Genomic DNA, 21,768 nt, shown 5'->3' with positions numbered 1-21,768 from the left:
GCCGGGCACGGACGGGCGCGCCGGGGGCTGAGCGGCGGTGCCGGGCATCGACGGCCGCGCGGGGGCGGCGGCCGGCGCGGCCCCGGACACGGGCGGGCGGGCCTGGGGCACGGCGGGCGAGGCGGCCGCCGGAGTGGCCCGGGAGCCCGGCGTGGCGGGCTGGGACGTTACGGGTGGAGCGGGGGGCTTACCGGCACCGTTCTGGGGAGGCTGGGACATCGTGCGGGCCTATCTCCGTCTCCCACTGGCGACGGCGGGCAGGTCGTTGTTGCCGTGCCCCGCGAGCTGCGTCTGCTTGTTGGCCTGGATGGAGCGCTGGATGTCCGCCTCCGTCATGCCCGAGGACATGGTGAGGGTGGTGGACGTCTTCTGCCCCGTCTCCTGGTCCATCGCCGACACGTTCACCATGCCGTCGGTGTTGATCTCGAACGTCACGTCGATCTTCACCTCGCCCCGGTAGCCGATGCGGAAGCCCGAGAACTCGAACTCGCCCAGCATCTCGCACTCGTCGGCGCGGTTGGACTCACCCTGGTACACGCGGATCTTCACCTTCTCCTGGCCGTCGCGGCTGGTGGTGAAGGTCTTCGAGCGGTCGATGGGCACCGGGGTGTTCTTCTCGATGATCTTCTCGGTGTAGCCACCCACCGTGCCGATGCGCAGCGACAGCGGCGTCACGTCCACCAGGAAGGTCTCGGTGGCGGAGTCCTGCAGCGCGTTGGCCTGGAGCGCCGCGCCCATGGCGACCACCTGATCCGGGTTGATGCCTTCCTTGGGCTCCTTCTGGAAGTAGTGGCGCACCGAGTTGCGGATGATGGGCAGGCGCGTGGGGCCACCCACCAGGATGACCGCGTCGATGTCCGCCGCCGTCATGCGCGCGGACTGAAGGGCCTCGTCGCACACCTTGAAGGTGCGCTGCACCAGGTCCATCACCATCCGGTTGAACTGGTCCTGCGTGAGCCGCGCCGCCAGGTCCAGCACCTGGCCGCTGGCGTCCTGGCAGATGCCCTGGCAGTTGATGTCCGCCACGCCGTGGCCGCCCACGTCGATCTTCGCCCGCTCGGCCGCGTCCTTGAGCATCTGCAGGCAGAACTTGTTCTGCCGCAGGTCCAGCCGCGTGCGCTTGAGGAAGTCGTCGGCCAGCCACGTCATGATGCGGTCGTCGAAGTCGTCGCCGCCCAGGTACGTGTCACCCGCGGTGGAGAGCACCTCGAAGACGTCCTTGCCGATCTCCAGGATGGAGACGTCGAAGGTACCGCCGCCCAGGTCGTACACCACCACGCGCTGGTTGACGTCGCGGCCGAAGCCGTAGGCCAGCGCCGCCGCGGTGGGCTCGTTGAGGATGCGCAGCACCTCCAGCCCGGCGATGCGGCCCGCGTCCTTGGTGGCCTGTCGCTGGTTGTCGTTGAAGTAGGCCGGCACGGTGATGACGGCCTTGTGCACCTCGCGGCCCAGGTACGTCTCCGCGATGGCCTTCATCTCCTTGAGGACGAGCGCGGAAATCTCCGGCAGCGAGTACGTCTGGCCCCGCACGGCGATGCGCACCGAGTTGTTGTCGCCCTCGACGATGCGGTACGGCATCACCGCCTGCGCCTTCTTCACCTCGTCGGAGAAGAAGTAGCGGCCGATGAGCCGCTTGGCCGAGTACACCGTGGACTCGGCGTTGGTGATGATGTTGCGCTTGGCCGCGTTGCCCACCAGCACCGAGCCGTCCTCGAGGAAGGACACGCACGAGGCATGGGTCGTTTCGCCCCACTCGTTGGGGATGACGAACGGCTGACCTTCGTGCACCACGGATACGCACGAGGTGGACGTGCCCAGGTCGATGCCGATCGCGATGTCGTCCGACATTCCTTCTCCGGTGAGCCAGGGGAGGGCCGTCCAATACAGGACCCTCCAGGAGGCGCCGGGATGTTAGGCACCTCGCATCCGGGCTGTCAAACGTTCCGTATGTGTAAACCCCAGTCGTTTCAAGGGGTTGGAGTGACTTCCGGCGGGCCGGGAACTGGCTTGAGGGGGCTGGGGGCCGTCATTATCTATGGATTGAACAAGGGGGTTCATCCGCATGTCCGTCGCCCTGGCCGTCTTGACGTCCGACCCGAACTTGATGCGGTGCGAGCTGCATCGGCTGGAAGGGCAGGTGGCTCTCCAGGGGGAGGGACGCTCGAATGCCGCGGGCATTGGAGCCTACGCCCAGGACGACGTCCTGTTGAGGCGCTTCCCCGGGGACGCGAACCTGAGCCTGGATTCGCTCGCGCCCCGGCATGAGTCCGAGGTGCTGCTCTTCCACGCGCGGCGCCTGCCCGTGGGGCTCTCCCTGGAGGAGAACACGCAGCCCTTCCGCTCGCGGCGCTGGCTGTTCGCCCACCAGGGCAGCATCCAGGACTTCCCCAGCATCCGCGCGGGGCTGCTGGCCCGCGTGCCGGACTTCCTCCAGCGGCAGATCCGTGGAGAGACGGACAGCGAGGTGGCCTTCGCGCTCTTCCTCGAGCGGCTGTGGGCCACGGGGCACGCGGATGACCCGAGGTTGGGTGCCGAGGTAGCGGGCCGGCTGCTGGCGGACACGGCCCAGGCGCTGGCGAAGGCCTCGGTGAAGGCGGGGGCCGCGCGCGTCTCCACGGTGAATCTGCTGGCCACCAACGGCTACATCCTGGCGGCCACCCGGGTGGGCGCCCAGCCGCTGTTCTACACGCGCCTGGAGGGGACGGACCGCTGCGAGGTGTGCGGCATCACGCCCAGCTCGCCCGAGACGCAGCCCGGGGTGGTGGCGCACCGGCGCAGGCGCTCGGTGGTGGTGGCCACGCACCTGACCCGCCCGGCGGGTTGGGTGGAGCTGGCCGAGGGCACCACGCTGGTGGTGGGCTCGGACCTCCAGGTGCGGCACCTCACGCCGTAGTCCCTCACACCCCGAAGAAGGACACCTCGAGGAAGCGCACGAAGAGGTTGGCGGCGGCGTGGAAGAGGGCGGCGCCCACCACGCTGCCGGTGCGCTCGCGCATCCAGCCGAAGAGCAGGGCGGGGAAGAAGACGGACAGGCGCCACACCTGGAAGATGGCGAGGTGGCCGAGCGCGAAGAGCACCGCCGTGAGCCAGAAGGCCGGACCCAGCCGGACGCCCAGGAAGCGCCGGCCCTGGGGCCACGCGTCGCGCAGGCGGGCCTGCATGTAGCCCCGGTAGAAGAACTCCTCCGGCAGGGCCACCACGAAGAGCTGATCCACCACCCACTCGCCGAAGCGGGGCGGGAGCCGCGGGGTGAAGTGCGCCGGGCCCCGGAAGGGGGCCACCATGCGCGCCAGCTCCGCGGGCAGGTTCGGCAGTATCACCTGCGTCCAGAGGGCGAAGGCCCCGAAGAAGAGGGGGAACACCACCAGGCTCATGCCCAGGAAGAGGCGCACGTCCTGGCGCCAGGTGCGCGGGCTGAGCCCGTAGTCGCGGTAGTCCTCTCCGCGCCAGCGCATGGGGATGAGCGGCAGGTAGAGGAAGCCGACGGTGGCCACCAGCTTGGGGATGCCGGAGCCGCCGAAGAGGAGGAAGGCGACGATGATGCCCAGGAAGCCCAGGGCCCAGAGGCCCACCGCCTCCTGTACGGCGTTGGGACGCCAGGGAGCGGACGCGGAGGCGGTGCTCACGGCGCGGCCACCTTCGTGGCGAGCTGCTGTTTGACGACGTCCAGCGGCAGCGCCCGGCAACCGCGTCCCCGGCGCTGCACGGAGACCGCCACCAGCCGGCCATTGGCGTCGAAGATCGGGCTGCCCGGCGGGAGTGCCAGGTCCACGTCGAAGAAGGGCGCGGGAGCCTTTCGCGCCACGGCCGAGGCCGGCCGCTCCTTCTGCTTGCCCCGTCCCGGGAGGATGCCGATGAGCCACTGGCCGACGGGGCTCCCGGTGGACACCCGCACGGGAGCGGCGGGGTACTCACCGGCCGGGGCGGCGACGACGGCCACCTTCAGGTACCCGTTGGCGAGCACCACCGTGGCCGGCAGCGTCCGCCCGTCGTACTCCACCTGGGCGGCCTCCAGGCTGACGTGGCGTACGGAGGTGAGCACCTGCCCCTCGGTGCCCACGATGATGCCGGGGCCGGCCTCGCGAGGCCCTCGCACCCGCACCACGGAGCGCTCGTACAGGCCGAGCGCCTTCTGCAGATCGGCGCGGGAGGGGCGATCCTCGGCGGAGGCACCGGTGGCGAGCAGGACGAGGAAGAGGGCGAGCAGGAGGCGGGGCAAGGCGCGGCGAGCCTAGCACCGGTACCGGCTCGCGTCAGGCGGCGCGCAGCTTCCGGAGGGTGGAGATGAACTGTTCGGCGGGGAGGGTGTTGAGGATGTCGCCCTTGCGAGCCCAGCCCCGGCGCGCGGTGGCCACGGCGAAGGCGAGGTTGCGCAGGTCCGCGGCCTTGTGCGCGTCGGCGCTCACCACCAGCTTCACTCCGCGTTGGAGCGCCTGGCGCACGTGCTCCGTCTTCAGGTCCAACCGCTCCGGCTTGCCGTTGACCTCCACCACCACGCCGCGCTCGGCGGCCTTGTCGAGCACCGCCTCCATGCGCACGGGGTAGGGCTCGCGGTTCTGGATGAGGCGTCCGGTGGGGTGCCCGAGGATGTGCAGGTGCGGGTTGTCGAAGGCCTTCAGCAGCCGCTGCGTCATCTGCTCCTCGTCCATGGAGTGGCGCACGTGGATGGAGCCGATGACCACCTCGAGCCGCTCGAGGACGCCGTCCGAATAATCGAGCGCGCCGCTCTCCAGGATGTCCACCTCGATGCCCTTGAGGAGCCGGACGCCCTTGACGGTGTCGTTGACGCGGTCGATCTCGTCCCACTGGCGGCGCAGGTCGTCCTCCTTGAGGCCCCCGGCGTAGATGGCCGCCTGGCTGTGCTCGGTGACGGTGAGGAACTTCAGGCCGAGCGCCTGGGCCGCCCGAGCCATCTCCTCCAGCGAGTTCTTCCCATCGGACCAGGTGCTGTGCGCGTGCACGGCACCCTGGATGTCCTCCAGCGTGACCAGGTCCTCGGGCAGCCGGCCCGCGAGCGCGGCTTCGATCTCCCCGGTGTCCTCACGCAGCTCGGGAGGGATGTACTGCATGCCGAGCAGCCGGTAGAGCGCGGCCTCGTCGGGCACGGGCACCTTGGTGCCGTCGTCGCGGTGGACGCCCCACTCGGAGATCTTCAGCCCGCGCTCATGGGCGAGCCCGCGCAGCCGCACGTGGTGCGCCTTGGAGCCGGTGAAGTGGTGCAGGGCGGTGGCGAAGTCCTCGTCCGGGAGGACGCGCAGATCCACCTGGAGATCCTTCTCGTGCAGCCGCACCGAGCACTTGCTCTCGCCACGGCCGATGACATGGGCCACCACGGGCGAGCGGGAGAAGGCATCGAACACCGCGCCCGCATCCGGCGCGGAGGCGATGAGGTCCACGTCCCCGACGGTCTCGGCCCGCCGGCGCAGGCTGCCTCCGACGCTCGCGCGGATGACACCGGGGGCGGCCTTGATGGACTCGAGCAGTTGCTCCGCCACGGGCAGCACCTCCCCGAGCAGCCGCCGGGGCGTCCGGGTCCGCCGGTACAGCTCGATGCCGGCGAGGATCTTCGCCTCGCTCTTCTCTCCGAAGCCCGAGAGCTGGCGCACGCGGCCCTCGCGGCACGCCTTCTCCAGCGCCTCCACGCCGTCCACCCCCAGCTGGCGGGCGAGGACCAGGGCCTTCTTCGGACCCAGGTCGGGCACCTGGACGAGCTCCAGGACACCCGGGGGGAACTCGGCGCGCAGCGTGTCGAGGTAAGCGAGCTTGCCGGTGGTGAGCAGCTCGGAGACCTTGTCGGCGATCGCCTGGCCGATTCCCGGCAATTCCTTCAGGCGGCCGTCGCGGACGAGGGCGCCGAGATCCTCGGAGAGGCCGGCGATGCGGTCGGCCGCCGTGTCGTAAGCGCGGCTGCGGAAGGGGTTCTCCCCCTTCATCTGGAGGAGGAGGGAGATGTCCCGGAGGACCTGGACCACGGTGGCTTTGTCGGCGAGTGTCACGGGGGGAAGTTAATGCCCATGGAACGAGGGTGCAGGCGAGCGGAAACGCGAGTTTCACGCTACAAGGACGCCCGGGTAGTGACGCCAAGGAAACAACGAGAGACGCAACCGATGAAGATCAAGCTCGGACCGGCGGACTTCGCCGAAAAGGAGATGCGGGGTTACGAGGTGGGCAAGCGCAGCCTGTGCGTGGCCAGGATCAACGGGCGCTACAAGGGGCTCGATGACTGGTGCAACCACGCGGGCTGCCTGCTATCCGGTGGCCGTCTGGAGGGGAACATGGTCGTCTGCCCCTGCCACGAGGTTGGCTTCGACATGGACACGGGCAAGAACGAGACCTCGCCGGGCGTGTGCGACGACCAGCCCACGGTGGAGCTCGAGGTCGACGCGGACGGGGAGCTGGTCGTCGAGCTGCCCGAGAAGGACCTGTAGGAGGAGCGGGATGGCACACGAGGGACACGATCACGACGACCATGACCACGAGCACGGTCATGACCACGGGCACCACCACCATCACGGGCACGGCCATGACCACGGTCATCGCCACCATGACCACGGGCACGAGCACGGCCATGAGCACCACCACGGGCACGAGCACGGGTCGGGCACGGTAGGGGAGCACAAGGCGCATGCGCCGGTGCACGTGAGTGCGTTCGTGGTGACGTGCTCGGACAGCCGGGACGCGTCGACGGACGAGAGCGGGCGGGTGCTGCGCGAGCTGCTGGAGGCCGAGGGGCACTCGGTGAGCGGCTACAAGGTCATCAAGGACGAGCCCGAGGCCATCCGCGCGATGCTGAAGGAGGCGCAGGAGGCGGGGGCGAGGGCGGTGATCTTCAATGGCGGGACGGGGATCAGCCGCCGGGACAGCACGGTGGAGACGCTGCAGGGGCTGTTCGAGAAGACCCTGCCCGGCTTCGGAGAGCTGTTCCGGATGCTGTCGTTCGAGGAGATCGGCAGCGCGGCGATGATGTCGAGGGCGACGGCCGGCACGTACCAGGGGATGATCCTCTTCGCGCTGCCGGGCTCGCCGAAGGCGGTGAAGCTGGGGCTGCGCAAGCTCATCCTGCCGGAGCTGGGCCACGCGGTGCGCGAGCTCACGCGCTGACCCAAGATAAACACCCGATCCTCCACGGAGCACCCATCCCCTCTCCCCCTGGGAGAGGGACGGGGTGAGGGTATCGGGTGAACGCGGGTTGAATCACGCGGTGTGCGCGGGCCGGCGCGGCAGCTCCACGCGGAACGTGGAGCCCCGCCCTGGCTGGCTCTCCACCTGGATGTGGCCGCCCATCGCCTCCACCAACTGGTTCGTGATGTAGAGCCCCAGGCCCAGCCCGCCGTAATGGCGCCCCGAGACGGCCCGCTCGAACTTGCCGAAGATGCGTGTCAGGTGCTCGGGCGCGATGCCGATGCCCTCGTCCCGCACCTCCAAAACCGCCCACTCGAGCCCTGCCTCGACTCGCACGTGAACCGGCCGGCCCGCGCCATACTTCAGCGCATTGGACAGCAGGTTCGTCATCACCTGCTCCAATCGCAGCCGATCCCACCGCCCCATCACCGGGGTCCCGGCCGCCACCTTCACCTCGCAGCCCACCTTCTCGCTCTGTTGCGCGAAGCGGGCCACCACCTCCCGCGCCACCTCGGCCAGGTCCACCTCCTGCCAGTTCAGGAGCAGCTTGCCCGCCACCAGGCGCGACACGTCCAGCAGGTCGTCCACCAGCGAGGTCAGCTTGCGCAGCTGCTGCTCGGCGCCTTCCACGAAGCGCACCACGCGCTCGCGGGGAAAGAACTCGACGGCATTCGTCTCCGCCTCGCGCCGCAACGCCTGCAACCGCAAGTGGAGCGGCGTCAGCGGCGTCTTCAGCTCGTGTGAGGCCACCGAGAGGAAATCGTCCCGGACCCGCACCGCCTCGCGCGCCTCCTCGTACAACCGCGCGTTCTCCACCGCCTGTTTCTCCACCTGCGTTCCCAGCTTCACCAGCGTGCGCTCGGTGGCCCTCATCCGTTTGAGCTGCCCCATCATCCACTCCACCCGCCGGGCCGCCGACTCCTCCCCCAACACCATCTCGGGTGTCTCGTAATAGAGGTTGTCGAACACCTCGTCGCCGATGAGGACTCGCGGGTGGGTTCGCATCACGTCGCGGATGACCTCCGGCCGGAATCGGCTCCGGTGGTACTGGCAGATGGTCAGCGAGTGGTTGCTGGTCATGTAGTAGCGGTTGAGCTGCGACTCGTAGCGGATGAGGCTCTCGCAGCCCCGTTTCGAGCCCAGCGTCCACGTCATCTCTCCGGAGGTGCGCAGCCCCGTGAAGCCCTCCGCCAGCGCCTGCTCTTCCAGGTGGTGGAGGAAGTCGATCATCCGCTCCGGGATGAACTCCCCCCATTGAAGGAAGGCGTCGCGTTGGGTGAGGAAGATGAGGGCCTTGCGTGCCCGCTCGCCCTCCACGTCCACTCCGTGCGCCTCCAGCACCGCGGCCACCTCGTCCGCGAGGTGCTCATCCAGTGCGTAGATGCAGCGCTGACCCTGCTCGAGCCCCATCCGCAAGTAGGGCGCCAGCGCCGCCACCTCCTCCTCGAACCGTTCGTAGATGAGGCAGAGGTGATCGCCCGGCCCCAACAGGGAGAGTTGTTGGGGGGTCGGTCCCACCGCCACCCCTGCTTCCTCCAGGAGCGAGTGCGTTGAAGAGGAAGCCAGCGGGGGGCTTTCGTGCATGAGGCCCTCGGAGTGGAGAAGGGGCCTGCCGGCCGTCCACTCCATCACATGCGCATGGCGCCCGCGGGCGGCAACGCATGCTCGCTTCTCAGGCCGTACGGTTGCGCAACGGCCGGAAGAAGGCCCGGATATCCTCGGCGCGTCCACCCTGCTTCCCAGGAGTCCTCGCATGCGCACCACTACTCCCCGTCTCCTGCTTCTGGCGTGCCTCCTGCCGCTGGCCGCCTGCTCCGGCGCTCACTCCACGGGCTCGCGGGTCGAGCCCTCTCCTCCGCCGAGCGCGTCCACCGTCGTGCTGCTGGTCCGGCACGCGGAGAAGGCCGCGGAGGGTGGGGATGATCCGGCGCTCACTCCGGCTGGCCAGCAGCGAGCGCAGGCGCTGCTCCAGGTCGCCGGCGGCGCGGGCGTGAGCGCCATCTACGCCACGCAGTACCGCCGGACGCGTGACACGGCTCAGCCGCTCGCGGACCAGTTGGGAGTCCCCGTGACCGTGCGGGAGATTCGCATGGGTGCGCAGGCGCACGCCGCGGAGGTGGCTCGGGAGATCCTCTCCCAGCATCAGGGAAAGACCGTCCTGGTGGTGGAGCACAGCAACACGCTCCCCTCGCTCATGGAAGCGCTGGCCGGGCTTCGCATCCAGCCCATCCCCGATGCCGAGTACGACCGTCTCATGGTGGTCGTGATTCCTCCGTCGGGTCCGGCCCGGCTCATCCTGTCGCGGTACGGTGCGCCCTCCGCCATTCCCTGAGACAGGTCCAGGGCGGGTGTCTACCCCTGAGGTTCTGTCCTCCGGACACTCCTCGGGGATGAAGTCCGTGGCGGAACCGGTTCCTCCAGGCTACGGAGTCTCCTGAACCATGCCCCGGTCAAAGCGAGAACATACAGGGCTGAGCCCCAGAGATGCCGAGCGCTTGCGCCCGTGCCTGGATGCCTTCCTGGCATCGACCGACAGCCGGGCGCGCATCGCCTTCGATCCGCTCGAGTTCCCGCACCGCTATCGCGACCCGAGGGACATCGAGGTGAGTGCGCTGCTGGCGGCGGCGCTGGCGTACGGGCGCGCGGATCTCTTCCGGCCCAAGGTGGACGCGCTGCTCCAGCGCATGGGCCCGTCCCCGGCGGCGTTCGTTCGTGCGTTGGATGTGCCCCGTGCCCGTGAATTGCTCGAGGGCTTCGTCTACCGCTTCAACGTGGGGACGGATGTGGCGGTGCTGTTGTTGGGCATGGGGCGCGCCCTGCGCGAGCACGGCGGCCTGGAGGCGCTCTTCGTCCGGGGTCTCGAGGCCCGTGGCTCCTGGCATGGGGCGCTGGATGCCTTCACCTCGGCCCTTCGGGATGTGCCCATGGCGCCCTTGCGCGAGTCGCTCGGGCCCGAGCGCGGGCTACATCACCTGTTGCCCTCGCCCCTCGGGCCCGGCGCGGCCAAGCGCCTCAATCTCTTCCTCCGGTGGATGGTGCGTGGGCCGGATGGTGTGGACCTGGGTGTCTGGAAGACCGTGCGTCCCTCGGCGCTGCTCATCCCCCTGGATACGCACATCGGGCGCATCTCGAAGCACCTGGGGCTGACCCGGCGCAACGACCTGAGCTGGCGCACCGCCGAGGAGGTCACCGCTTCGCTTCGCGCGCTCGATCCCGAGGACCCCGTCCGCTTCGACTTCGCCCTGTGTCACTACGGCATGAGCGGCGTGTGTCCTACTCAGCCCGTTCCCGAGAATTGCTCACGGTGCAAGTTGTTACCGGCCTGCTCCGTGGGACAGAAGACCGCACGGGCCCGGAGTGGCATGAAGGGAACCCGGGGGCGAACGGGATGACCCTCACCCCAGCCCTCTCCCAGAGGGAGAGGGGGCATACACGGGGTCAACCTGGGAGGCGGGGTACCCTCACCCCGACCCTCTCCCGGCGGGAGAGGGATGGGCTACCCCCTGAGTGGTTGACGGGTGCGGCCCGAGCGGGGATACACGCCCCATGACCCTGGCCTCGGTCGTCGGACAGCCTCGCGCCATCGATGCGCTCCAGGCCGCGCTTCGCAGCGGCTCGGTGCACCATGCCTACCTCTTCGCCGGGCCCGAGGGCGTCGGCAAGGAGCTCGCCGCCATCGGTCTCGCACAGGCGCTCACCTGCCCGGACAAGCCCAACGAGGGGTGTGGTTCCTGTGACGGGTGTTCTCGCATCGCCAAGGGCTCCCACCCTGATGTCACCTGGCTCATGCCGGATGCCGAGCGTGTCGAGCGCGGGCTCGCGGGCCGCTCGGACTTCAGTGGGACTCCTAGCCGGGAGATCCGCGTGGAGCAGATCCGCGGCCTGCTCGAGCGCATCTCCCTTCGCGGGCTCGAGTCCAAGCGCAAGGTCGCCATCGTGGTGGATGCGCACACCTTGAACCAGCAGGCGCAGAACGCGTTCCTCAAGACCCTCGAGGAGCCCCCCTCCGACACCACGCTCATCCTCCTGGCCTCGGCCCCGGACAAGTTGCTGCCCACCATTCGCAGCCGGTGTAGCAAGGTCTACTTCGGCCCGCTGCCTGTGGAGCTCATCTCCCAGCGTCTCCAGAAGGAGCGCAAGTTGGAGCCGCAGACGGCCGAGCTCGCGGCGGTGATGGCGGGCGGCAGTCTGGGCCGCGCGATGGCGTTGGACCTCGACGCACTCGCGGCACGCAAGGAGGTCATCAGCGGCTTCGAGGCGCTCAAGCCCGGCGACCTGGGTGCCCTGCTGCGCTGGGCCGAGACGTTCGGCGCCACGCGTGAGCTGGCCGAGCAGGCGCTCTCCATCCTGTCCCTCTGGACGCGGGACGTGGCGCTGGCGGGGGCGGGTGTGGAGCGTCTGGCCAACAGGGACCTGGAGACGCTGGCGCGCGAGGTGGCGGCGCGCACGCACGAGGCCACGCTGCACCGGCGGCACGCGCTGCTGGAGAAGACGAAGGCCATCATCGTGGAGCGCAATGGGGCGCCGAGGCTTCAGCTCGAGCGGATGCTCATCGAGCTGCTGGAGGGGCGATGAGCGCGGACATCGAAGACGTGCTGGACGAGGCGAAGGCCGGCAAGGTGCAGCCGCTCTACCTGCTGTGGGGCGAGGAGTACCTGGTGCGCCGGGGCGCGGACGAGCTGGTGAAGACGCTGTTGCCGGATGCGTCGGCGGGGTTGAACTTCGCGGTGCTGGACGCGGGCTCCCCGCGCGAGGTGGCGCAGGAGCTGGCCACGCTGCCCCTCTTCCCCGGGCGCAAGGTGGTGCTGGTGAGGGACCCGGAGTTCCTCGCGCCGAAGAAGGGGAGGGGCGACGCGCTGGGCAAGGCGCGCGAGGCGTGGAAGGCGGGCAAGCGCAAGGAGGGCGCGCGGCGGCTGCTGGCGCTGGCGGCGCGCGCGGGGTGGGGCGCGGACCAGTTGGATCCGGGCACGCGCGGGGCCCCGTCGGTGGAGCAGTGGAAGGAGGAGCTGAACGTCGACCTCGCCGAGGCGGACCTGGTCTTCCTCAAGGAGGTGGCCGCGTTCTGCCGCGAGGAGCGCATCACCGCGCCCGAGGGTGACACGAGCGCGCTGTTGGACCTGTTCCAGAAGGGCGTCCCGCCGGGGCATGCGCTGGTGATGGCGGCCTCGGAGGTGGATGCGAAGAACCCGCTGGTGAAGCTCGCGGCGGACAAGGGGCGGGTGGTCGAGCGCAAGGTGGCGGCGCGCCACAAGGACCTGGAGATAGAGCCGCTCGCCGAGGAGTTCCTGCGGCCCTTCAAGAAGAAGCTGGGCAAGGGCGCGGCGGCGCAGCTCAAGGAGCGCATCGGCGGCAACGTGCGGCTGTTGCAGTCCGAGCTGGAGAAGCTGGCGACGTACGCCGAAGGCAACACCATCGAGTCCTCGGACGTGGCGCTGCTGGTGGCGCACACGCGCGAGGAGGAGTTCTTCGAGCTGTCCGAGGCGCTGCAGAACCGCGACTTCAAGGCGGCGCTGGACTACACGATGGACGCGATGGGGCAGGGCGTGCACGGGTTGCAGTTGCTGGGCGCGGTGGCCTCCATCACGCGCGGCATGCTGGAGAACCACGAGCGGCTGGAGAAGTACGCGGGCGGCTCGGTGCCGCGCTCGTTCCCGGACTTCAAGGCGCGCGTGTTCCCCCGGGTGGAGGAGGAGGCCAAGGCGGCGAAGGGCAAGGCCCCTCACCCGTACGCCGCCTTCCTCGCGATGCAGGGCGCGGCGCGCTACAAGCGGCGCGAGCTGCTCGACGCGCTGGTGGCGTGCGCCGAGGCGGACCTGTCGCTCAAGTCCTCCGCGAGCGGCAAGCTCGTCATCGAGCGCCTGCTCTGGACGGTTTGCGGGAGCGCTTGACGGCCTCGGGTTTCTTCGCCGGGGCCCGTTGGGCTTCCGCCGGCCCGTAGAGGGGCATCCCGGGGCTGCGGACGTATTCGAAGATGAGCGAGGTCTCCATGTGGGCCACCTCGGGCCGGGTGGTGAAGGCGTCCATGCCCAGGTCCCTCAGGTGGTCCGCGTCCCGCACCGCCACGTGCAGCAGGAAGTCGTTCGCCCCGGCCACGTGATAGACGGCCAGCACCTGGGGCAGCGAGAGCGCGTGGCGGCGGAACTCCTCCACCAGCTCCCGGGAGTGCTGCCGGAGCCGCACGGCGATCATCGCCTGGAGGCCAATCCCCACCGCTCGTGCGTCCACCTCGGCGTGGAACGACTTGAGCACGCCCGTCTCCCGGAGCCGGGCCACCCGCGCCAGGCAGCTCGACTGCGCGAGCCCCACCTCGGCGGCCAGCTCCTTGTTCGAGAGCCGAGCATTCTTCTGCAAGGCCTCCAGGATGGCGAAGTCGATTCGGTCCAGCCCCGCATCCGCCGGAGTCTTCCGCAGCCTATTCGATGTCTCTTCCACGCGCGGAAGCGTATTCCTGTTTCCACCCTGTTCGCGGGAGGAAATTCGGATGAAGCAGCTCGGCTTCGAAACGCGTGCGGTCCACTCCGGCCGTGAGGATCTGACTTCCCTCGGCGTCCATGCGCCGCCGATCGATCTCTCCACGACCTATCCCGTGGGCAGTCTCGGAGGCATCGGCGAGTGCTTCGACGCCCTCGCCCAGGGCGGTCCCCTGCGTGACAACCCCATCTACGCCCGGCTGCACAACCCCACCGTGGTGCGCTTCGAAAAGGCTCTCGCCGCGCTGGAGGGGGCCGAGGAGGCGGTGGCCTTCGGCTCGGGCATGGCCGCGTTGACGGCGGTGCTGCTCGCGGCGCGCCAGGGCGGCAAGCACGTGGTGGCCTGCCGTCCCGTCTACGGCGGCACGGACCACCTGCTGGACAGCGGCCTCCTGGGGCTGGAGGTCACCTGGACGCATCCCCACCATATCGCCCAGGCCCTGCGTCCGGACACGGCGCTCGTCGTCCTCGAGACCCCGGCCAACCCCACGTTGGCGCTCATCGACATCGCGCGGGTGGTGGCCCAGGCCGGCAATGTCCCGGTGCTGGTGGACTCCACCTTCGCCACGCCCGTCCTCCAGAACCCGCTTGCGCACGGCGCCGCCATGGTGCTGCACAGCGCGACCAAGTTCCTCGGCGGGCACGGTGACGTCATGGGCGGAGTGGTGGCCACGAACGCGGCCTGGGCGGCGCGGCTGCGCCAGGTGCGCATCGCCACGGGCGGGGTGCTCCACCCCGAGGCGGGCTACATGCTGCACCGCGGCCTCGCGACGCTCCCCATCCGCGTCCGGGAGGCGCAGCGGGGGGCCCAGTTCCTCGCGGAACGTCTGGCCTCGCATCCCGCCGTGTCCCGCACCTGGTACCCGGGACTCGCCGGGGGCGACCCCGAGGGGCTCATCGGCCGGCAGATGCGGGGGCCGGGGTGTCTGATCTCCTTCGAACTGGCCGGTGGCGGGCGCGCGGCGGCCCGGGTCATGGAGCGGCTGGAGCTGCTCACCCCGGCGGTGAGTCTCGGCTCGGTGGACACGCTCATCCAGCACCCCGCGAGCCTCACGCACCGCGTGGTGGACGCGCGGGCCCGTGAGTCCAGCGGCATCTCCGAGGGGATGCTCCGCGTCAGCGTGGGCCTGGAGAACCCCGAGGACCTCTGGGCCGACCTCCAGCGCGCCCTCGACGCCTCGCGGTCGCTCGAGCGCCTGGTAGGGTAGGGAGCGGGAAAAGAAAAAAGGCCCAGCCTCACGAAGAGGCTGAGCCGTGTTGATGCAGGTTCAGACGCGCGGGCGCGTCAGACCGGGCGAACGTTCTGCGCCTGCAGGCCCTTGGGGCCACGGGCGACATCGAACTCAACCCGCTGGCCTTCCTGCAGGCTGCGGAAGCCCTCGGTCTGGATCGCAGTGTGGTGGCAGAAGAGGTCCTCGCCCCCGCCGTCCTGCGTGATGAAACCGAAGCCCTTCGCGTCGTTGAACCACTTCACGGTACCGATTGCCATTTACTCTACTCGTCTTCTTTCTTGTCCGGCTTCATGAGTTCAGCCGGATGCCGATCCCAACGGGAGTGCGGCCATTGCCGTGTGACACATTTCCTGGCGGATGCCTAGGGGGGGCCCTCAGAAAAAGGGACCCCGTGTCCGCGGGTTGAGGATCCAACCCGTGGAACCGACCCCCCATTCCTGGGTGGGAAAAGGTGCTGCCCGAGTGGAGAAGCCGTTTTTTGGGTGACCTTTCCAGGCCATGGGCGGAGTTGAACCGCGTCGCTTTTCAGGCGATTACCAGTGCGTGTTCGGCATCCCCTGCCGGGCAGCTGAAATCAGGGACGAAAGGGCCCGGATATTCCTGACGACGGGCCCGCACGCCCCTATGCCCGGGGTGTCGGCATCCGGTCCACGTTGGCCCGCTGGGGGAGGGGGACGAACAGGCTCTTCACCGCGTAGGCGAGCATCGATATCGCCATCCCCGGCTTCAGCATCGCCTCCATGCCCTCGCGCATGTGCAGCACCCGCAGGAACCGGTGGTAGACCTCCGTGTCCACCGAGGTCTGTTCGAGCAGCCGGCCGAAGAACCATTGCAGCGCCCCGAGGCCGGGCGACCGCTCCCCCGTGGTCTGCGGGTAGTGCTTGTCCATGGTGGAGGTCATGAACCAGGGGGTGAAGACGAGCCCCGGCACCTTCTGGCGGAACTGTTCCGCCAGCCCGCGCAGCTCTCCCGGCGTGCGCCGCTCCTGCTCCGTGAGGCACTCCCCCAGCAGCTTCGCCTCCAGGGTGGCGATCGTCATCCCCTGGCCGAAGATCGGGTTGTAGGCGCACACCGCGTCGCCCGTGACGACGAACCGCTCGGGGAAGCGCGGCAGCCGCTCGTAGTGCAGCCACCGGCTCGTCGGAACCTTGTGCGTGACGGGCGCCGTCAGCGGCTCGGCCTCCTGGAGGTAGTCGTAGAGGCCCGGCCTTGGCAGAGAGCGGGCGAACTCCAGGAACCCCGCGTCATCCGTGGGCGGGTGGTCTCCGAAGTACCCGTTCACGCTGACGATCCATCGATCGTTCTCCACGGTCGAGATGAGGCCCGCCCGCCATCCTTCCGGCGAGCGCGGGTACTGCACCAGCAGCTTCCACTCGTCCCGGAAGCCCTTCGGCCGCTTGTAGAGCCGGCTCGCGTAGGCCAGATCGATGCCGACCTTCTCCTCCTCCGGCCTGCCGTAGCCCAGATCCTCCAGCCACCTCGGGGCCCGCGTGCCCCGGCCGCTCGCGTCCACCACCAGGTCCGCTTCCAGCGTCTCCTCGCCGCCCGGCCCCTTCACCTTCACGCCGGTGACGCATTCCCTCGCGGTATCCGTGAGCAGCTCCTCGACGGTGACGCCCTCCCGGAGCTCCACGTTCGGCAGGGCCTTCACCCGCTGGAAGACGTTCCACTCCAGGAGGGGCCGGGTGCACAGCACCATCTCGATGCCGCTGTCGGCTCGTGCCTTCCACACCCCGAAGTGCTGCCAGACGGCATCGCTGCACGGGTCGACGACCTTGATGCCCTCCTCCCGCTGCATCTCCCGGATGAGGCCGGGGAAGAGTCCGTCCAGTACGCGCTTGCCAGCCTCCAGCAGTACGTGGAGGTGCCGACCCTGCGGAACGCCCTTGCGCGGCTCCGGACCTTCGGGCCGCTCGTCCCGGTCGAGCACCGTCACCTTCTCGAAGTGATCCGCCAGCACCCGGGCGTTCACCAGACCCGCCATGCTGCCGCCGATGACCACGGCATGCCTGTACCTGCGTGCACTGCTGCTCATGATGAACTCCCCCGCGTCGGAGTGTGGACGCGTCCCTAGGACCGCACGCTCCCGGTGGGGAAGGCAAGGCGGCGAGGGGAGCACATCGGCTCCTGTCCTGGCCTCTACCCGGGGTAGAGCAGTGGGGTGACGTCCCGGTACGTCCCCTGGCACGAGGGCACATCGCTCGCCAGGTAGTGGGCCACCCGTCCAGGCGCCAGCGCGACGATGGCCGACGAGCGCGTCCCATACCCCGGCGTGTGGATGCACAGTGCCTGGTACTGGCGGATGCGCTCGTGGATCTCCGGAATGGCCTCCTCCTCGGGGAGGACCGCCGGCGCCCGCTCTGGCAGTACGTGGTCCGCCAGCATCGCCTGGAGTGCCCGGACGGACTCCGGCCAGGGTTTCCCCGCCGCCGCCTCCGCGAGCTTCCGGGCCCGCGCCACCTTCGGCAGGGCAGGGGTGTCGAGCACGTCGTTGGGCAGCACGTGGACACCCGGCGGCACGTCCTGGGAGGTCATCCGCTCCGCGTCCGGGCGGGCATAGGCCACCCGGAGCACCTCGGTGTTCCCGTAGAGGAGGTTGAAGGGGTTGTACTCGCCAGGGTGCAGTCCCTCGAGGTAGCGCTCGACCCCCTCCACGCTGCCGGACTGCAACGCGCGCAGGACCACCTCGCCCCGGGAGCGGGGGGCCCTCGTCAGGTTCGCGGAACCCCGCTGGTTCGTCAGTCCCACGAAGAGTCCGCCGTCCGTCACTCCCATCCACGTTCCCTGGCGTTCCAGGTCACGCCCTCCGACGACCCGGGGGGAGGTGGCCAGCACCTGGGGACCGACGGCTGGCCGGGCGAGGCTCTCGTCGCGATTGGCGGCCAGGACGAGCGGCCACTCGGGGTGGACGTGGCGGAGGATGACGAGGGTGCACATCGTGTGGGGTCGATAACAGCTCCGAGGCCCCCCTGCACCTGTCGCCTTCCCCCGTTTCTTCTCGATGACCGGAGCCCTCCGAGCGGCTAATGTCCGCCGCCCTTCAGGAGAACCCATGGCGGAGAGAATCCTCGTCACCAGCGCGCTGCCGTATGCCAACGGCCCCATCCACATCGGCCATGCCGTCGAGTACGTGCAGACCGACATCTACGTGCGGTTCCTGCGCTCCTGCGGCAAGGACGTCGTCTACTTCTGCGCCGACGACACCCACGGCACTCCCATCGAGATCAACGCCGCCAAGCAGGGGCTCAAGCCCGAGGAGTTCGTCGCCCGCTGGTACGACTCGCACCAGTCGGACTTCCGCGACCTCGGCATCAGCGTCGACTACTTCCACTCGACCAACTCGCCCGAGAACAAGCACTACGCCGAGTACATCTACGGCAAGCTGAAGGATCACGGGGACATCGAGAAGCGCGACATCGAGCAGGCCTACTGCGAGCAGGACAAGCGCTTCCTCCCGGACCGCTTCATCAAGGGCACCTGTCCCAACTGCAAGGCGGCGGACCAGTACGGTGACGCCTGCGAGAAGTGCGGCAAGGCCTACAGCCCCACGGATCTGATCGAGCCCCGGTGCGCCCTGTGCAACACGCCGCCGGTGCGCCGCAAGTCCTCGCACCTCTTCTTCAAGCTGTCCCGCCACGCGGACTTCCTGCAGGAGACGCTGCGCAAGCCCGGGTTCCTCCACCCCGGTCTCGCCACCCAGCTCCAGGGCTTCTTCGAATCCGGTCTGGCCGACTGGGACATCAGCCGCGACGGGCCCTACTTCGGCTTCGCCATCCCGGGTGAGACGGACAAGTACTTCTACGTCTGGCTGGACGCGCCCATCGGGTACATCGCCACCACGGAGAAGTGGGCGAAGACGACGGGCAAGGCGAAGAGCGCCCTGGACTTCTGGGCCGAGGACAGCGACGCGCGCATCATCCACTTCATCGGCAAGGACATCGTCTACTTCCACGCGCTCTTCTGGCCCGCCGTGCTCAAGCAGGCCGGCCTCAAGCGGCCCGAGAGCGTGAAGGTGCACGGCCACCTCATGCTGAACGGCGAGAAGATGTCCAAGAGCCGCGGCACGCTCATCCCCGTGCGCTCCTACCTGAATCACCTGGACCCGAGCTACCTGCGCTACTTCTACGCGGCCACGCTCGGCCCCGGGGTCGAGGACCTCGACCTGAGCCTCAAGGACTTCCGCCTCCGGGTGAACGGCGAGCTGGTGAACAACATCGGCAACCTGGCCAACCGCAGCCTGTCCATGCTCGCGGGCGCGGCGCTGGAGAAGCGGCTCGCTCCCGCCTCGAAAGAGGGTCCCGGCAAGGCGCTCGTAGAGGCCGCGCTCGCCCGTGTCCCCGAGGTCCGCGAGGCCTTCGAGAAGCTCGAGTTCCGCAACGCCATCCGCATCATCACGGAGATCTCCCAGTCCGCGAACGGCTTCCTCCAGAACGCGGCGCCCTGGGCCAAGGTGAAGACCGATGCCGAGGCCGCTCGCGCCGACCTGAGCGACGCCGCCGAGGTGGCCTACCTGCTGGGCGCGCTGCTCACGCCGGTGATCCCCCGGGTGACGGAGAAGCTCTTCGCGCAGCTCAACGCGCCGCCGCTCACCTTCGAGGCGCTCGCCACCGCGCGCTACCCGCTGCTCGACCGCAGCCGGCCCGTGGGCAACCCCGAGCCGCTCCTGCCCCGTCTGGAGGAGGAGCGCGTCAACGCCATCGTCGAACAGCCGCCCGCGGCCGCCGAGCCGGCCAAGGAGGCCAAGAAGGAAGGCAAGGGCGCCAAGGCCGAGAAGAAGGCCGCCGAGCCCAAGCCCGCCGAGGGGGCTGCTCCCGCCCAGGCGAAGCCCGCCGAGGGCGAGCCGGGGGAGATCGACATCACCGACTTCACCAAGGTGGCCCTGCGGGTGGGCCAGGTGCTCGCCGCCGAGCGCGTACCCAAGGCGGACAAGCTGCTCAAGCTGTCCGTGGACGTCGGGGAGGCGCAGCCGCGCACCATCTGCGCCGGCATCGCCGAGTACTACGCGCCCGAGCAGATGGTGGGCCGCAAGGTGGTGGTGGTGGCCAACCTCAAGCCGCGCATGCTGCGGGGAATCGAATCGCGCGGGATGATCCTGGCCGCCAAGGCCGAGGGCAAGGGACTGTCGCTGGTGGATCCGGGGGACCTGCCTCCCGGCTCGGGGGTGGCGTGAGCGTGATGGACTGGCGCGCTGAACGGGACCGGGCGCTCGTCACCCTGGAGAGAGGGAGGCACCCGGGGGTCCGCGCCGAGGCGGCGGAGCTGCTCTTCCACCTCGCCGCCGAGGACGCTTCTCGCGCGTCCGAGTTCTCCCCGGTGCTCGCGCAGCTGCTCGCCGACAAGCAGGTGGCCGTGCGCCGCACCGCCGTGGGGTTGGCCACCGTGGTGCTCTCCGCCGAGGAGCTTCCCCGTTTCCTCGCCACGCGGCTCGCCGATGAGGAGAGCCTCGTGCGCCTGGAGGCCGCGGGCCGGCTGGCGGATATCGCCCGGCCCGAGCTCCGCGGAACGCTGGCCCAGGCGCTCGAGGATCCCGTCTTCGAGGTCCGCTTCGAGGCCGCTCGCGGCATGGCCGCCATCAAGCACTCCGCGGGTCTGGATGTGCTCATCCAGGCGCTAGACGAGGATCTGCTCCGCTTCCGCGCGCTCGGGGCGCTCGCCGAGCTGGGGGACGCGCGCGCGCTGCCCGCCGTCCAGCGCCTGTTCCACCGGTGGATGTTGCCTGGGTTCGATCGGACGCAGGCCGCTGGCGTGCTCGCGAAGCTGGGGGACGCCGAGGGCGCCACCTGGCTCCTGGCGCGAAGCCGGCGGCGGTGGTGGGGCGGGGCCCAGGACCGGGCCCTCGCCGTGGAGCTGTGCGGCGAGGTGAAGGCTCCAGGTGCCCTGGAGCTGCTGCACACCATCGTCGCCAACCCGAAGGATGACTGCCGGGGAGCCGCCGCGCGCGGGCTGGGTCGGTTGGGCGACCCGAAGGCCCTGCCGTGGCTGCTCGCCCTGCTCGACGAGGCCGGCGTCCACGAGGACTACCGGCTCGATGCCGCCGAGGGCCTCTGGGTGCTCGGCGTCCCCGAGGGCCGCGACCGTGTCCGGGCGGTGCTGCCCTCGTTCTCCGAAGAGGCCCGCGCCGAGCTCTCCGAGCTCATCGAGGAGATGCCATGAGGCTCGTTGATTCCCACTGCCACTTCGACCGTGCCGACTCCGCGCATGTGACGGCCGCGCTGGAGCGCGCCCGTGCCGCCGGCCTGGTGCATGCCGTCATCGTCGGCCAGTTCCAGGGCCCGGGTGACTGGGGCATCGCCCTGGACGTCGCCGCCGCGCACCCGGACTTCCTCACGCCCACGCTCGGCATCCATCCGCACGAGGCGGCCCGGGCCACCGAGGCGGATTTCGAGCACCTGGAGCGCACCTGTGCCCGTCCGGAGATCCACGCCGTGGGCGAGGCGGGGCTCGACTACTACTACGACCACTCGCCCCGGGAGATTCAGGCCCGGGTGTTCCGGCGGCAGTGCGCGCTGGCGAAGCGCCTCGACAAGCCGCTCGTGGTGCACGTGCGCGAGTCGACGCGGGGACAGGATGCGCACCTCGATTGCGAGGCCATCCTGAAGGAGGAGGGCGTCCGCCGGGGTGTCATCCACTGCTTCACCGGAGACACGGACGCGGCCCGGCGCTACCTGGACCTGGGCTTCCTGCTGTCCCTCTCCGGGGTCGTCACCTACAAGAAGACCGAGGCGCTCCAGGACGCCGTGCGCTTCGCGCCGTTGGACAGGCTGATGGTGGAGACGGACAGCCCGTACCTGGCGCCGGTGCCCTACCGGGGCAAGAAGAACGAGCCCTCGTACGTCGTGGAGACGGCGAAGAAGATCGCCGAGCTCAAGGGCGTGTCCCTCGACCAGGCGGCCGAGGTGACGACGGCCAACGCGGCGGCGCTGTTCGGCTTCTCCGTCTGAGAC

21 protein-coding genes and 1 pseudogene are annotated in these 21,768 nt (G+C 69.6%); 12 read left to right on the top strand and 10 right to left on the bottom strand.

Translation table 11 applies throughout. The features are described from left to right. A pseudogene (locus tag NR810_RS50930) lies at nt 1–219 on the bottom strand (hypothetical protein); the annotation flags it as partial. Nucleotides 220–228: 9 nt separating this feature from the next. Further along, entirely contained in the window at nt 229–1,848 is a 1,620-nt protein-coding gene (gene dnaK / locus NR810_RS50925) for a molecular chaperone DnaK (protein WP_257463419.1), read from the bottom strand. A 214-nt stretch (nt 1,849–2,062) separates the two neighbouring features. Between dnaK and NR810_RS50920 the strand changes: the two genes are divergently transcribed. Continuing rightward, a complete protein-coding gene (locus tag NR810_RS50920) occupies nt 2,063–2,893 on the top strand; it encodes a class II glutamine amidotransferase (protein WP_257463418.1) in 831 nt (276 codons plus the stop codon). A 4-nt stretch (nt 2,894–2,897) separates the two neighbouring features. Here NR810_RS50920 and mrtX read toward each other — a convergent pair whose 3' ends face one another. Genes mrtX through polX form a run of 3 tightly spaced genes read right to left on the bottom strand, consistent with a single transcriptional unit; the run spans nt 2,898 to nt 5,996 of the window. After that, on the bottom strand, nt 2,898–3,626 hold the full coding sequence (gene mrtX, locus NR810_RS50915) for a myxosortase MrtX (protein WP_257463417.1): 729 nt from the start codon (nt 3,624–3,626) through the stop codon (nt 2,898–2,900). After that, nucleotides 3,623–4,219, bottom strand: a complete 597-nt coding sequence (locus tag NR810_RS50910) for an MXAN_2756 family trypsin-like serine endoprotease (RefSeq protein ID WP_257463416.1) — start codon at nt 4,217–4,219, stop codon at nt 3,623–3,625. The genes mrtX and NR810_RS50910 overlap by 4 nt, the downstream gene beginning before the upstream one ends. Before the next feature lie 34 nt (nt 4,220–4,253). Next, nucleotides 4,254–5,996: a DNA polymerase/3'-5' exonuclease PolX gene (polX, locus tag NR810_RS50905; RefSeq protein WP_257463415.1), complete on the bottom strand. Its 1,743-nt coding sequence runs from the start codon at nt 5,994–5,996 to the stop codon at nt 4,254–4,256. Between the two features lie 111 nt (nt 5,997–6,107). Between polX and NR810_RS50900 the strand changes: the two genes are divergently transcribed. The 3 genes from NR810_RS50900 to NR810_RS50890 are packed head-to-tail and all read left to right on the top strand — an operon-like array spanning nt 6,108 to nt 7,101. After that, nucleotides 6,108–6,428 (top strand): Rieske (2Fe-2S) protein, encoded by a 321-nt coding sequence (locus tag NR810_RS50900; RefSeq protein WP_257463414.1) that lies wholly within the window; start codon nt 6,108–6,110, stop codon nt 6,426–6,428. A 41-nt stretch (nt 6,429–6,469) separates the two neighbouring features. Beyond that, nucleotides 6,470–6,610 (top strand): hypothetical protein, encoded by a 141-nt coding sequence (locus tag NR810_RS50895; protein ID WP_257463413.1) that lies wholly within the window; start codon nt 6,470–6,472, stop codon nt 6,608–6,610. Between the two features lie 23 nt (nt 6,611–6,633). Then, nucleotides 6,634–7,101: a MogA/MoaB family molybdenum cofactor biosynthesis protein gene (locus NR810_RS50890; protein WP_257463412.1), complete on the top strand. Its 468-nt coding sequence runs from the start codon at nt 6,634–6,636 to the stop codon at nt 7,099–7,101. Nucleotides 7,102–7,194: 93 nt separating this feature from the next. Here the strand turns inward: NR810_RS50890 and NR810_RS50885 are convergent, their stop codons facing one another. Next, the gene (locus tag NR810_RS50885) at nt 7,195–8,706 is read right to left on the bottom strand and encodes an MEDS domain-containing protein (RefSeq protein ID WP_257463411.1); all 1,512 of its coding nucleotides are present in this window, start codon (nt 8,704–8,706) and stop codon (nt 7,195–7,197) included. Nucleotides 8,707–8,875: 169 nt separating this feature from the next. Between NR810_RS50885 and NR810_RS50880 the strand changes: the two genes are divergently transcribed. The 4 genes from NR810_RS50880 to holA all read left to right on the top strand — a co-directional run bounded on the left by NR810_RS50880 (nt 8,876) and on the right by holA (nt 13,010). After that, nucleotides 8,876–9,454: a phosphoglycerate mutase family protein gene (locus NR810_RS50880; protein ID WP_257463410.1), complete on the top strand. Its 579-nt coding sequence runs from the start codon at nt 8,876–8,878 to the stop codon at nt 9,452–9,454. Between the two features lie 109 nt (nt 9,455–9,563). After that, nucleotides 9,564–10,514, top strand: coding sequence for a TIGR02757 family protein (locus NR810_RS50875; protein WP_257463409.1), 951 nt, complete (start codon nt 9,564–9,566; stop codon nt 10,512–10,514). 154 nt (nt 10,515–10,668) lie between these two features. After that, nucleotides 10,669–11,697, top strand: a complete 1,029-nt coding sequence (gene holB, locus NR810_RS50870; protein WP_257463408.1) for a DNA polymerase III subunit delta' — start codon at nt 10,669–10,671, stop codon at nt 11,695–11,697. Further along, nucleotides 11,694–13,010 (top strand): DNA polymerase III subunit delta, encoded by a 1,317-nt coding sequence (holA, locus tag NR810_RS50865; RefSeq protein WP_257463407.1) that lies wholly within the window; start codon nt 11,694–11,696, stop codon nt 13,008–13,010. Before holB ends, holA begins: the two co-directional genes overlap by 4 nt. On the opposite strand, the gene NR810_RS50860 is transcribed toward holA, so the two are convergent. Further along, entirely contained in the window at nt 12,970–13,554 is a 585-nt protein-coding gene (locus NR810_RS50860; RefSeq protein ID WP_257463406.1) for an Lrp/AsnC family transcriptional regulator, read from the bottom strand. The genes holA and NR810_RS50860 overlap by 41 nt on opposite strands. A 49-nt stretch (nt 13,555–13,603) precedes the next feature. Here NR810_RS50860 and NR810_RS50855 point away from each other — a divergent pair, with 49 nt between their 5' ends. Continuing rightward, nucleotides 13,604–14,800, top strand: coding sequence for a trans-sulfuration enzyme family protein (locus NR810_RS50855; protein ID WP_257463405.1), 1,197 nt, complete (start codon nt 13,604–13,606; stop codon nt 14,798–14,800). Between the two features lie 77 nt (nt 14,801–14,877). Here the strand turns inward: NR810_RS50855 and NR810_RS50850 are convergent, their stop codons facing one another. From NR810_RS50850 to NR810_RS50840, 3 genes are all read right to left on the bottom strand, one after another. After that, nucleotides 14,878–15,081: a cold-shock protein gene (locus NR810_RS50850; protein WP_204220033.1), complete on the bottom strand. Its 204-nt coding sequence runs from the start codon at nt 15,079–15,081 to the stop codon at nt 14,878–14,880. A 365-nt stretch (nt 15,082–15,446) separates the two neighbouring features. Next, nucleotides 15,447–16,859 (bottom strand): FAD-dependent oxidoreductase, encoded by a 1,413-nt coding sequence (locus NR810_RS50845; RefSeq protein WP_257463404.1) that lies wholly within the window; start codon nt 16,857–16,859, stop codon nt 15,447–15,449. Between the two features lie 104 nt (nt 16,860–16,963). After that, entirely contained in the window at nt 16,964–17,761 is a 798-nt protein-coding gene (locus NR810_RS50840) for an NRDE family protein (RefSeq protein ID WP_257463403.1), read from the bottom strand. A 115-nt stretch (nt 17,762–17,876) separates the two neighbouring features. Between NR810_RS50840 and metG the strand changes: the two genes are divergently transcribed. The 3 genes from metG to NR810_RS50825 are packed head-to-tail and all read left to right on the top strand — an operon-like array spanning nt 17,877 to nt 21,765. Beyond that, the gene (metG, locus tag NR810_RS50835; RefSeq protein WP_257463402.1) at nt 17,877–19,994 is read left to right on the top strand and encodes a methionine--tRNA ligase; all 2,118 of its coding nucleotides are present in this window, start codon (nt 17,877–17,879) and stop codon (nt 19,992–19,994) included. A gap of 2 nt (nt 19,995–19,996) precedes the next feature. Beyond that, nucleotides 19,997–20,977 (top strand): HEAT repeat domain-containing protein, encoded by a 981-nt coding sequence (locus NR810_RS50830; protein WP_257463422.1) that lies wholly within the window; start codon nt 19,997–19,999, stop codon nt 20,975–20,977. Beyond that, on the top strand, nt 20,974–21,765 hold the full coding sequence (locus NR810_RS50825) for a TatD family hydrolase (protein ID WP_257463401.1): 792 nt from the start codon (nt 20,974–20,976) through the stop codon (nt 21,763–21,765). The genes NR810_RS50830 and NR810_RS50825 overlap by 4 nt, the downstream gene beginning before the upstream one ends. Nucleotides 21,766–21,768: the final 3 nt, after the last annotated feature.

Source organism: Archangium lipolyticum (assembly GCF_024623785.1).
Lineage (GTDB): Bacteria > Myxococcota > Myxococcia > Myxococcales > Myxococcaceae > Archangium > Archangium lipolyticum.
Note: the sequence above shows the minus strand (reverse complement) of the source record. Positions and strands in the feature narration are given on the sequence as shown.